At 42.3% G+C, this 12269-nt stretch carries 10 protein-coding genes; 2 read left to right on the top strand and 8 right to left on the bottom strand.

Annotation, left to right across the window (positions count from 1 at the left end; translation table 11 throughout):
* Nucleotide 1: 1 nt before the first annotated feature.
* The 3 genes from polX to zapA all read right to left on the bottom strand — a co-directional run bounded on the left by polX (nucleotide 2) and on the right by zapA (nucleotide 2627).
* Nucleotides 2–1714: a DNA polymerase/3'-5' exonuclease PolX gene (gene polX / locus ACNO7B_RS12975; protein WP_268448788.1), complete on the bottom strand. Its 1713-nt coding sequence runs from the start codon at nucleotides 1712–1714 to the stop codon at nucleotides 2–4.
* A 114-nt stretch (nucleotides 1715–1828) separates the two neighbouring features.
* Entirely contained in the window at nucleotides 1829–2362 is a 534-nt protein-coding gene (locus ACNO7B_RS12980; protein WP_417901594.1) for a CvpA family protein, read from the bottom strand.
* A gap of 7 nt (nucleotides 2363–2369) precedes the next feature.
* Nucleotides 2370–2627 (bottom strand): cell division protein ZapA, encoded by a 258-nt coding sequence (gene zapA / locus ACNO7B_RS12985; protein ID WP_008345998.1) that lies wholly within the window; start codon nucleotides 2625–2627, stop codon nucleotides 2370–2372.
* A 134-nt stretch (nucleotides 2628–2761) separates the two neighbouring features.
* Here zapA and rnhC point away from each other — a divergent pair, with 134 nt between their 5' ends.
* Complete coding sequence (gene rnhC, locus ACNO7B_RS12990; RefSeq protein ID WP_035391180.1) at nucleotides 2762–3685, top strand: ribonuclease HIII; 924 nt, start codon at nucleotides 2762–2764, stop codon at nucleotides 3683–3685.
* A gap of 246 nt (nucleotides 3686–3931) precedes the next feature.
* Here rnhC and pheT read toward each other — a convergent pair whose 3' ends face one another.
* The 3 genes from pheT to ACNO7B_RS13005 form a co-directional block, all read right to left on the bottom strand.
* Complete coding sequence (gene pheT, locus ACNO7B_RS12995; RefSeq protein ID WP_417901595.1) at nucleotides 3932–6346, bottom strand: phenylalanine--tRNA ligase subunit beta; 2415 nt, start codon at nucleotides 6344–6346, stop codon at nucleotides 3932–3934.
* A 15-nt stretch (nucleotides 6347–6361) separates the two neighbouring features.
* Nucleotides 6362–7396, bottom strand: coding sequence for a phenylalanine--tRNA ligase subunit alpha (pheS, locus tag ACNO7B_RS13000; RefSeq protein ID WP_099496663.1), 1035 nt, complete (start codon nucleotides 7394–7396; stop codon nucleotides 6362–6364).
* 376 nt (nucleotides 7397–7772) lie between these two features.
* Nucleotides 7773–8516, bottom strand: coding sequence for a TrmH family RNA methyltransferase (locus tag ACNO7B_RS13005; RefSeq protein WP_007501648.1), 744 nt, complete (start codon nucleotides 8514–8516; stop codon nucleotides 7773–7775).
* 113 nt (nucleotides 8517–8629) lie between these two features.
* On the opposite strand from ACNO7B_RS13005, the gene sspI reads away from it, so the two are divergent.
* Nucleotides 8630–8851, top strand: a complete 222-nt coding sequence (gene sspI, locus ACNO7B_RS13010) for a small acid-soluble spore protein SspI (protein ID WP_008346010.1) — start codon at nucleotides 8630–8632, stop codon at nucleotides 8849–8851.
* A gap of 45 nt (nucleotides 8852–8896) precedes the next feature.
* Here sspI and cstA read toward each other — a convergent pair whose 3' ends face one another.
* On the bottom strand, nucleotides 8897–10693 hold the full coding sequence (gene cstA, locus ACNO7B_RS13015; RefSeq protein WP_008346013.1) for a carbon starvation protein CstA: 1797 nt from the start codon (nucleotides 10691–10693) through the stop codon (nucleotides 8897–8899).
* A gap of 350 nt (nucleotides 10694–11043) precedes the next feature.
* Nucleotides 11044–12132 carry a M42 family metallopeptidase gene (locus ACNO7B_RS13020; RefSeq protein ID WP_417901596.1) on the bottom strand — a complete coding sequence of 363 codons (1089 nt, stop codon included), beginning with the start codon at nucleotides 12130–12132 and terminating at the stop codon, nucleotides 11044–11046.
* Nucleotides 12133–12269: the final 137 nt, after the last annotated feature.

A 12269-nucleotide genomic window follows, 5' to 3' on the forward strand; every position in this document is an offset into this window, starting at 1 on the left:
ACTACCTGTCACGCGTTAAAAACTTTTTCATCTCATTGAGTGAAAATGTATTCACGACATTTGCTTTTGGTGTCCAGCCCTTTCTTGCAGCTGTGACACCGACGTCCATATGATCGAGCATAGCGATGTTGTGCGCATCTGTATTGATCATGATGTTCACACCCGCTTCGTTTGCTTTCATTAAATGCTCTGTTTTTAAATCAAGTCTTGACGGGTTGCTATTGAGTTCCAGTGCAGTGCCCGTTTTTTTCGCAAGCTCTATGAGCTGATCAATATTTAAGGCATAGCCATCTCGTCTACCAATCAAACGGCCTGTTGGATGGGCAATTAAATCCACATGCTGATTATTCAAGGCATTTTCTAGGCGCTCCATAATGACTTCCTCCGGCTGAGAGAAGCTAGAATGAATAGACGCAATGACAAAATCCATGTCTGCTAGAAAGTCATCATCATAATCTAACGATCCATCCGGCAGAATATCCATTTCGACCCCTTTGAAAATGTGAAAATGCTCGAATTCTTGATTCAGCTTGTCAATTTCTTTTGCTTGCAAACGCAAACGTTCTTTTGTTAAACCGTTTGCTACTTTTAAATATTGTGAGTGGTCTGTGATCGCCATGTATTCATAGCCTTTTGCGATACATGCCTCTGCCATTTCGCGAATAGAAAAGGCGCCATCACTCCATGTCGAGTGCATATGAAGATCGCCTTTGATATCTTTTCGTTCTACAAATTGCATACTTTCTTTATACGTATCAATCTCTGCTCCGGTTTCACGAATTTCTGGCGGAATGAGCGGAAGTTGGAAATGGGCATAAAAAGCGCTTTCGTCTTCAAATGTTTTCACATCCCCAGTTTCGATCGTTTCAACCCCATATTCACTAATACGCTCACCGCGTTCCTTCGCAAGCTGTCTCATACGAATGTTATGATCTTTTGAGCCAGTGAAATGGTGCAGCGTTGTTGCAAATTGGTCTGTTGTCACAAGCCGGAAATCTACACTGATTTCAAAATCAAGTGCAAGCATGACCGATACCTTCGTATCACCGCTCGCAATGACATCTTTGACATCATCAAGAGCAACAAGCTGCTTTCTCACTTGTTCAGGGTTATCAGTCGCAATGATGTAATCTAAATCTTTAACCGTTTCACGCGCACGTCTTAAACTGCCCGCTCTTGAAAAACGGATGATTCCCTCCATCTGTTCCAGCGCATCATCAATTCGCTCTGCCACATCTAATGCAAAGCCAATTGGCAGTCGTTCTGGCTGCTTCCCTGCCTCCTCAAGAGCGGCAAGAATCTTTTCTTCTGTTTTTTTGCCAAACCCAGCAAGCGTTTGTACTTTTTCCGCTTCACATGCTTCTTTTAACGACTGTGCATCGTGAACACCAAGCTCTTGGTAGAGCTTAGCAATCTTCTTCCCGCCGAGTCCTTGCAATTTTAAGAGCGGGACAAGTCCTTCAGGCACTTCTTTTTTTAATTGTTCGAGTGTTTCAGACTGTCCTTTTTCGATATACTCTGTGATCACAGCAAAGGTTCCTTTTCCAATGCCGGGTAATGCTAATAGGTCATCTATTTGAGAAAGACTGCGGTCATCTTGTTCAAGTGCCGCAGCTGCTTTACGAAAGGCAGAAATTTTAAAAGGATTATCTCCTTTTAGCTCCATATAAACTGCAATTGTTTCAAGAAGTTTGATAATATCTTTTTTATTCATCTCTCATCCTCCAGCCGCTTTGGCATCTTCCTATATAAATATACAAACTTTCCCTTCATCCGACAACTTTCTGTCATGGAATGAGAAAAAACTTCTCCAAGAAAGGAGAAGTTCTTAAACTCCATACGTCGAACAGAGGTCTTTGACAAGACCGGACAGGTAAGGGGTGCTATTTACGATCACATCTGCTAACATTGATTTGCTCATCATGGTTTGAAGCGCATCGACTGGAAGTAATGCGGCCACAAACAATAGAATAAACACAAATAGATAGGTTTCAAGAAATCCTAAAACAGCGCCAAGCAGTTTGTTGACCTGTTTAATCACAGGGATACTTGCAATGGTTGTGAGCAATCCGCCGATGATAGCGAGCAGGATTTTGGTCAAGATAAACAGAATGATAAACGCAATGGTATTATAATAAGCTGTTTCTAGATTCCCACTAAAGAAAGCAAGCTGCGCTTGACCGCCGCTAAAATTAGGTGCTGGAATCCACGTAAGCTGTGGTGCAAGTGACTGATAAAACAGAGAAGCCACTAAAATAGAAACAACAAAGCTAATCAATTTAATAAATTGAAGAATAAACCCGCGTTTTAGACCGACAAGCGTTCCCATAAGAAGCAAAAACAAAATGATGATATCGATCACGGTAATTTCATTCCTTTTCTTTTAGATGAAGCTCTAGTTTTTCGTATTGCTCTTTTAATTTCAAGTAGTCGTGGACGACATTGACTGCTGTCAGTACAGCTAATTTGTTTATATCAAGGTATGGATTTTTTTCATTGATTTCTCTCATTTTATCATCAACAATTGAAGCAACATGTCGCATATGCATCTTCGTTTCTTGACCGATGATCGTATAGGACTGTCCGTAAATCTCAACTGTTGTTTTCGTTTTACCGCCGTCAGACAACGTTTCTCCTCCATTCCACGAGAATCCTAGTCTCTATCATAACATGTTTAGACATTGAATGGAAAGACGAGCCCTTCCCTGTTATGGTACACTTTAGAAATCAATGATATCAAGGTAAAAAGGAGTTATCCACTGTGCCCCAATCCGTCTTAAAAGCAACATCAGAAGACATGAAAAAAATGAAGAGCGTGTACGCTCAGCATTTAACTGACACTTTGCCGCCAGGCGCTCTATTTCAAGCAAAGGTTCCCGGCTGTACGATTACAGCCTACAAATCTGGAAAAGTACTGTTCCAAGGACAAAAGGCAGAAGCTGAAGCAAGTCAGTTCAACCATTTACAAGCAGCTGAAACAAAAAGCAAAAAAACACCATCCATCACACAGTACAGCCCACCACCCGGCATTGCTTCCATGTCGGTTATTGGCTCAGATGAGGTCGGTACTGGCGATTATTTTGGACCCATTACGGTCTGTGCGGCTTATGTTGATTCCAGTCAGCTTGCTCTCATGAAAGAGCTCGGGGTGAAAGACTCAAAAGGGCTAAAAGATCCGCAGATTATCAACATTGCCAAAGACTTGATCAAAACCATCCCGTTCAGCCTTCTCGTGCTTCGGAATGAAAAATACAATGCGATGCAAGAAAAGGGCATGAGCCAAGGGAAAATGAAGGCACTGCTTCATAACCAAGTCATCACCTCCGTGCTAGAAAAACTGGATGGCAAGAAACCAGAAGCCATTCTCATTGACCAATTTGCCGAACCAGGCATTTATTTCAGGCACCTTGCGGGGAAAAAGATCATTCGGGAGCGTACATATTTTAGTACGAAAGCAGAAGGCATCCACTTATCGGTTGCTGCAGCTTCTATTATTGCAAGGTATGCTTTTTTAATTGAAATGGATAAATTATCAAAAGCAGCGGGCTTTGACATTCCAAAAGGGGCCGGTCCGCATGTTGACAAAGCGGCAGCAAAGCTGATGAAACAGCACGGCGAAGAGGCTTTACGCCAATTTACAAAACTTCATTTTGCCAACACCCAAAAAGCGAAAAAATGGTTATAATCAAAAAAGAGCTATCGCCAATAAGGTGATAGCTCTCAGATTGTTGACAAAGGGCTAAAATGAACTTGATTTTAGCCCTTTGTCTTCTTTTCAGCGTGATAGAAAACCTTTGCAGCCCTAGGAAGGACGAGCATTGGCACAGAGCGAATTTGACATTCGTGAGTACCAGCGCGCAGGACTGACAAAGAATGCGAGGGTTTGTCTACACGCTAAGAGCTATCGCCCATAAAGCGATAGCTCTTTTGATTATCCGCGTAAGACGGCTTGATACGTATCTTCTAATGCTTTCAAGACGTTTGTATGAACAGCCGTGACTTCTTCCTCGGTCAACGTTTGTTCTGGGTTTAAATATTGCAGAGAGAATGCAACAGATTTCTTACCTTCTTCCATATGCTCACCCTCATACACATCAAAGACGGAAAGATCTGTGAGCAATTGGCCGCCAGCTTCATAAATGACTTGCTCCAGCTGTCCGCTTGAAATATGCTGATCGACGACAAGTGCGATGTCTCTTGTCACTGCTGGGAATCTTGGAATAGCCGTATATTTCATATCCTCTGTTTCAGACGTCATCACATCTGTTAAATCAAATTCAAATACATACGTTTCTTTTAAATCTAATTCCTTTTCCACTACTGGATGAAGTGCAGCTACAAAGCCAATCACTTTTCCATTTAAATGAACATCGGCTGTACGTCCTGGGTGAAGACCCTCACGCTCTGCTTGAACATACGTGATCTCTCCTGATACACCAAGCTTTTCAAACAGCCCTTCTGCAATACCCTTCGCTACATAAAAATCGACAGCTTTTTTCTCGCCCTGCCAAAGATTTTTATGCCATAAGCCTGTCAGCGCACCTGCGACATGTTCTTTCTCTACTGGTTTTGCGCCTTCCGTTTCCGCTAAGAAAACAGAACCCGTTTCGTAAAAGGCAAAAGAATCAGCTTGTCTTGCTAAGTTATATGCAACAGAATCAAGTAAGTTTGGCAGAAGGCTTTGTCTCAGCACACTTCGTTCCTCACTCATCGGCAAGGAAAGTCTTGTTTGATAAGCTGGATTTAAAGCAAAGGCTGTGGACTTATGCTGATTCGTTAATGAATACGTAATCGCTTGAGAAAGCCCTGCGCCCTCTAAGAAACGTCTCACCTTTCTGCGCTTCACTTGGTATGGCGTGAGACCGCCAACGGTACCAGCTGTCGCAGGCAGTGTAGATGGAATATTGTCGTAGCCGTATAATCTCGCGACTTCTTCAATGAGGTCCTCTTCAATCGTAATATCCATTCTACGGGAAGGAACCGTTACAACAAGCACATCATTTGATTCGCCCACAGTAAAGCCTAGTTTGTTGAAAATCTGAATCATATCTTCTTTTGAAATGCTCATGCCAAGCACCTTGTTCACACGCTCAGTTGATACGTGGATGACATTCATACTTGTTTCAAGGTGGTTTTCCTCAACTGTACCGCTTAGTACTTCACCGCCTGCATAGGTGCTGATCAATTGAGCTGCTCTTTCGGCTGCTGATTTCGTCCGCTGCGGATCGAGCCCTTTTTCAAATCGTGTGCTTGATTCACTGCGAAGCCCTAAGTCTCTAGATGCTTGACGGACGGTTTGACCGTTGAAATATGCCGCTTCTAAAAGAATCGTTGTCGTCTCATCACGCACCTCTGATTCAATACCGCCCATGACACCTGCAACAGCATGCGCTTTTGTGCCATTTGTAATGACAAGATGCTTCGAAGACAATGTACGTTCTTGTTCATCCAGAGTTTGAATCATTTCATTTTCAGCCGCTTTACGTACAACCACCTGCTTTGAACCAAAGCGGTCATAATCAAAGGCGTGTAGAGGTTGACCGTATTCAAGTAAGACAAAATTCGTAATATCCACGACGTTGTTAATTGGGCGGATACCTGCATTCATCAATCTTGTTTGTATCCAAAGTGGTGCTGGCCCAATCTTTACATTTTTAATGATCTTCGCTGCATAAAGTGGATTCGCTTCTGGATCCTCAATTTTAACAGAAATATAGTCTGCTGCTTTTTCAGAAGAAGTGTCATGCGCTGTATCAGGAAGCTTGATGTCTCTCCCTAAAATGGCGGCAACCTCATAAGCCACTCCTAGCATATTAAGGGCATCGGCACGGTTTGGTGTTAAGCCAAGTTCAAGTACCGCGTCATCTAATTGAAGCGCTTGAAGGGCATCATCTCCTGGTTTCACGTCATTCGGGAAAACAAAGATACCTTCTGCATATTCTTTTGGTACGAGCTTGCTCTCTACGCCTAATTCTTGCAGAGAACAAATCATGCCATGAGACTCTTCACCGCGCAGTTTTGCTTTTTTAATTTTAAAGTTTCCAGGAAGGACTGCACCAACCGTTGCAACGGCCACATGCTGTCCTTTATCCACATTTGGAGCCCCGCATATAATTTGCACCGGTGCGTCTTCGCCGATATCAACAAGACATTTGTTTAATTTATCCGCATTCGGATGCTGTTCACGTTCAATGACGTGTCCAACGACAACGCCTTTGATGCCTTCGCCTTTATACTCAACGGCTTCCACTTCAATTCCGCTTCTTGTGATTTTCTCTGCTAATTCATCCGGCTGAATGCCTTCTAAATCGACATAGTCCTCTAACCATTTATATGAAACAAACATGTTGATTTCCTCCTCTTAGTCCTGCTTAAATTGCTTCGTGAATCTAATATCATTTGTGTAGAAATGACGAATATCATCTATGCCGTATTTCAGCATCGCAATACGTTCAACACCCATTCCAAAAGCAAAGCCTTGATAAGTATCTGGATCAAATCCGCTCATTTTTAATACATTCGGGTGAACCATTCCTGCACCTAAGATTTCAATCCAGCCTGTTCCTTTACATACAGAACAGCCTTTCCCGCCGCATTTAAAGCATGACACATCAACTTCAACGGAAGGTTCTGTGAATGGGAAAAAGCTTGGGCGCAGTCTAATTTCACGATCCTCACCAAACATTTTTCTTGCGACTGTCTCAAGCGTTCCTTTGAGGTCACTCATGCTAATATTGTGATCGACCACAAGTCCTTCAATTTGCATGAATTGATGGGAGTGAGTGGCATCATCGCTGTCACGTCTATATACCTTACCAGGGCAGATGATTTTCACAGGGCCTTGGCCTTTATATTTCTCAAGTGTACGTGCTTGAACGGGTGATGTTTGCGTTCTCATGAGTGTGTCTTCAGTAATATAGAAGCTGTCCTGCATATCACGTGCCGGATGTTCTTTTGGAAGATTGAGCGCTTCAAAGTTATAGTAATCTGTTTCCACCTCTGGGCCCTCTTCAACGGTATAGCCCATGCCGATAAATAAATCTTCAATATCTTCTACGACAATCGTTAATGGATGTCTTGCCCCGATTTTGATCGGACTTGCTGGTAATGTGACATCAATGGTTTGAGAAGCCAGTTTCTTTTTCACTTCTTCTGCTTCTAGCTGCTCATTTTTTTCAGCAATGGCACCAGCAATCTGCTCTCTCACTTCATTTGCAAGTGCGCCCATTTTTGGTCTTTCTTCAGCGGAAAGCTTGCCCATTCCGCGCAGCACTTCTGTAATCGGACCTTTTTTCCCTAAATATTGAACACGAATATCATTGACTTCTTTGAGCGAGCTGGCTGCTTCAACCTTTGCTATCGCTTCTGCTTCAAGCTGTTTTAACGTTTCTTGCATGAGTGTGATCCTCCTTTTAATATACAAAACCGTCTGAATAAACGGGTGTTTGATTGTTTGAAGACAATAAAAAAACCCGCCCCTCCAAAAAAGAAGGGACGAGTTGTGGTCGCGGTACCACCCTTGTTAAGCACAAATATATGTGCGAATAAGCTTCATTGACATAACGGAATCAAACGAATCCGGTCCACCTTTACGCAAAACCTGCGGTCCCGGTGACAACTCCAGAGGTGAATTCCTGTTTCAGCATTCCTTAAATGCACTTTCAGTCTACGATGCATTCTCCCTAATAGGACGCTTCGTGAAACAATCTTCCTCTATCATGGTTTTTAAAATATTAGTTTCATTATAGTGAAAAATAGGACGTGATGCAACACTATCCGCGCAAATGATAGACAAGAACTGCTGCTGCCACAGCCACATTTAATGATTCCGCTTGTCCGTACATTGGAACATATAAATTTTGATCTGTCATTTGAAGAATCTCTGGATCAATACCTGCTCCCTCGTTGCCTACAATTAGCGCAAATGGACCTTCTGATGCTATGTGTCTATACTCTTTCGCATCTTTCAACGCACTGCCATATACAGATATGCCTTGCGCCTTTAATGCTGGAATTGTCTGTTGTAGCGTTTGTTTTAAGATAGGCAGGTGAAAATGAGACCCTTGTGCTGAACGGAGCGTTTTTCCGTTAAACGCATCAACGGTTCCATCCCCTAGAATCACAGCATCAAGCCCCGCTGCATCTGCTGTCCGAATGAGTGTGCCTAAATTTCCCGGATCCTGCACTGCATCTAACAGAAGCATTCGTTCATACTTTTTCTCCTCAAATACAGGAATGGTACAAACCGCTGCGATTTGCTGTGGTGTTTCCGTTTCCGTCATCGCAGTAAAAGCCTCTTCACTTAATTCATACAGCTCAATGTCAGGCTCGATGTCAGCAGGGAGCATGTCAGGTGTTGTGATCATTAACTCTTTCACAACCCCGCTTTTTAATGCTTCTTCTACTAAGTGTTTTCCTTCAACAAGGAATAGCCCTGTTTTCGTTCGTTCTTTTTTTGTATGGAGCTTTTTCCATTGTTTAATGTGTGCGTTTTTAGCTGATTCTATATATTTCAAGCGACTTTAACTCCTTTAAATATCATAAATTTATTATATCTCAAGCACACTACATAATAAACCTGTCTTTGAGACAGAATAGGGCTATCACCATCAAAAAAGGAGTGTGGGCAATGGATTTTAATTTAAGAGGCGCAGTGATTCAAAACATTACTGGCCATAATCAAGAGCAGCTTGAGCATACGATTTTAGATGCGATTCAAAGTGGCGAGGAAAAAATGCTGCCAGGTCTTGGCGTTTTGTTTGAGGTGTTATGGCAAGAGGCATCAGAAGATGAAAAGAATGAAATTCTTGAAACATTAGAGCAGGGCTTAAAGCCTGAACATCAGCAATAACAAGAAGCCGGCTTGCTTATAAATAAGCAAGCCGGCTTTGTTCATTTAGCCAGTGATTGGCGTCTCCATTCGAAGAGCTGGATCGCGCCAAATCTCGATCCATTTTTTAATAGCGAACACGATAATGACAAAACCTAAAATCAGCATAATCATCGAAAGCACGGCGTTCAGTACACTGTAGCCAGATGCTTCTGGATTGAGATAGACATTCGCAACCATCCAATAACCCGCATAATTCACTGTCACATATAAGTAAGCAAGTGGAATTAAACAAGTCAACATATACCGCCTTTTATCCGCAATTTTCAACACAACCGTCGCCCCAATGATTAATCCGACCGAGGCCATTAGCTGGTTTGACACGCCAAAGAGTGCCCAAATGGACCCAATGTCTCCAGAGTAAAGCAAGTATCCCCACATAAAACAAGCAAGTGCACTTGCAAAGACTGACCCTGGTACCCAGTCATTTCGTTTTAGCGGTTTATATGCTTCTCCAAAGAAGTCTTGGATCAAATATCGCGCGACACGGGTTCCTGCGTCAATTGCCGTTAAAATAAAGACGGCTTCAAACATAATCACGAATTGGAAGAAATAAGAGGCCAAATGACTAAAGAACGGAATACCCGTAAAGATGTACGCCATCCCTACAGCTAATGTAACAGCTCCACCTGTTCTTCCTTCTAAGTCAAGACCGATTTCTTTGCTTAGTTGAGGAAGATTCTCGACACTCATACCAAGCGTACGGAACACTTCAGGTGTACTATTAATTGCAAAATAATCTCCCGGATGAAGCGCAGTAGCGGCAATTAACGCCATGATTCCCACTAAACATTCTACGAGCATCGCGCCAAACGCCACCGGCTTCATATCACTCCAACGATCTAGCATTTTTGGCGTTGTGCCAGAGCCAACAAATGCATGAAAACCAGAAATCGCACCACAAGCAATGGTAATCGAAATAAAAGGCCATACAGGTCCAGCTAAGACAGGTCCTCCGCCACTCACAAACTCCGTAAACGCCGGAAATTGGATGGTTGGATTAACCACAAAGATTCCCGCAATGAGCGCAATGAAAACACCAATTTTCATAAAACTGCTTAAATAGTCTCTTGGTGCCAAAAGCAGCCAAACCGGCAGGGCCGCAGCAAAAAAAGCATAGATTGGCAGGGCAAGGGCAAGCGTTTTTGTATCAAGTGTTAACAAATCTCCAAGTGCTGTTCCTTGAATATTCGGTCCAAGGAATACCCCCAACATCAATAATATGAATCCCGCAGATGTCGCCAGCTTTAAATTGCCAGTCTTTTTATAATAAAGGCCGACTCCCATCGCTATTGGAATGGTAATACCAACTGCAAAGGTTCCCCAAGGATTTCGTTCTAAAGCATGAAGCACAACCATGGACAGTCCTGCCATTGTAATTGTAATAATAAATAACATGGCGAGCCCTGTGCAAAATCCTGCCACAGGACCAAGCTCCTCTTTCGCTACCTCGGATAGTGATTTCCCCTTTTTTCGCATCGAAGCAAACAAGACCACAAGATCATGAACAGCTCCGCCAATCACCGCTCCAATTAAGAGCCAAAGGAGACCAGGTAAATACCCAAATTGTGCGGCTAAAATCGGACCAACTAATGGACCAGCAGCGGCAATTGCAGCAAAGTGATGCCCAAATGTGACCCATTTGTTTGTTGGCACATAATCTTTCCCATCCTCGAGTGCATGAGCCGGTGTAGGATGATCATCTGTGACCTTTAGTACCTTCACCATCATAAACGTACCATAGAGGCGATAGGCAATCGCTAAAATACACATCGATCCTATCACAATTGAAACCGCATTCATTTAACCATCCCCTTTGCATAAACAATTTGTTACAAATATAACATAAATTGAGTAATTTTTCTTTCTTTTAAAACCAAGTTGACAAATAGGAATAATTGATTTAATCTAGAATAAGCTTCACCTACTTCCATAAACTCTCTTTTGACAGAGCAAGTTTGAGGCTCTGTCCTTTTTATTGATTTCATCTTACATAAATACAAGATGGATCACATGTGCCTTCCTCACTAGAAAAATATCACTTCATTTACTGAAAACAGTTCTTTTGACACAACTTACATTCCAAAGTTCATTTCCTGGGAAATTCAACGCAATTAAAAAACCTTTCCCCATACTGAGGAAAGGTTTCATCATTAAGAACCGTACGTAATTTGTTCGACCGTTTTTTGATCAAGTCTTTTGATGACTTCTGTTAAAAGCTTCACCGCATTTTCATAATCATCTCGATGAATCATGGCTGCATGGGTATGAATATATCTGCTTGGAATCCCGATGGATAGTGTTGGAACACCATGACCTGTTAAGTGTATACCTCCAGCATCTGTTCCTCCACCTGGCATGGAATCATATTGATAAGGAATGTTTAGTTCATCCGCAGTTTGGACAACAAAATCGCGAAGCCCTTTATGAGAAACCATGGAAGCGTCGAATACGACAATCGTTGGTCCTTTGCCAAGTTTGCTTGTTGCTTCTTTTTCAGTAATACCTGGTGTATCACCTGCTACTCCAACATCAATAGCAAATCCAATATCAGGCTGGATGGTAGCTGCAGCTGTTTTAGCTCCGCGCAAGCCAACTTCCTCTTGGACAGTTGCTACACTGTATGCAATATTTTCATGCTGAGTATCCTTTAAATTCTTCATGACGTCAATCGCTACTGCACAGCCGATACGGTTGTCCCAGGCTTTTGCAAGAAGCATTTTTTCGTCATTCATTACCGTAAACTCAAAGTAAGGTACGATTTGATCTCCAGGGAGGACGCCCCATTCCATTGCCTGTTCTTTGCTCGAAGCCCCAATATCAATGAACATATCTGTGATTTCGATTGATTTCTTTCGTGCTTCTGGTGACAAGACATGTGGCGGTTTAGAACCAATCACACCTGTAATGTCTCCTTTTTTCGTCACAATGGTGACACGCTGCGCCAGCATAACTTGTGACCACCAGCCACCGACCGTTTGAAAACGAATATAGCCTTTGTCATCGATTTTTGTCACCATGAATCCTACTTCATCTAAGTGACCAGCAAGCATCACTTTAGGCCCATTTGCATTTCCTTCCTTCTTAGCAATTAAGCTGCCAAGGCGGTCTGTAGAGACTTCATCCGAATATGTTTCTATGTATGACTGCATGACTTTTTTTACATCACGTTCATTTCCTGGAATCCCTTTTGCATCCGTTAGGTCTTTCAGCATAGTTAATGTTTGATCTAGTTTTGTCATTCTGTGTATCCTCCTTTTTCTTCATGGTGCATTCTTATTATACAAAACCTCTTTCGTTCAATACGATCTTTTTATGAATATTTTTTCGTTAATCGAAATATTTTTTAAAAAAAGTTGAAACCTTTTGTCTTTCTCAT

It is taken from the genome of Bacillus sp. AK25, from assembly GCF_048270685.1.
Taxonomy (GTDB): domain Bacteria; phylum Bacillota; class Bacilli; order Bacillales; family Bacillaceae; genus Bacillus; species Bacillus altitudinis.

Coding starts and splice junctions, on each gene's coding strand:
- sspI (WP_008346010.1), top strand. CDS start 8,630: ATGGATTTTAATTTAAGAGGCGCAGTGATTCAAAACATTACTGGCCAT.
- ACNO7B_RS13020 (WP_417901596.1), bottom strand. CDS start 12,132: ATGACAAAACTAGATCAAACATTAACTATGCTGAAAGACCTAACGGAT.
- polX (WP_268448788.1), bottom strand. CDS start 1,714: ATGAATAAAAAAGATATTATCAAACTTCTTGAAACAATTGCAGTTTAT.
- cstA (WP_008346013.1), bottom strand. CDS start 10,693: ATGAATGCGGTTTCAATTGTGATAGGATCGATGTGTATTTTAGCGATT.
- pheS (WP_099496663.1), bottom strand. CDS start 7,396: ATGCAAGAAACGTTAAAACAGCTTGAAGCAGAAGCGATAGCAAAGGTT.
- pheT (WP_417901595.1), bottom strand. CDS start 6,346: ATGTTTGTTTCATATAAATGGTTAGAGGACTATGTCGATTTAGAAGGC.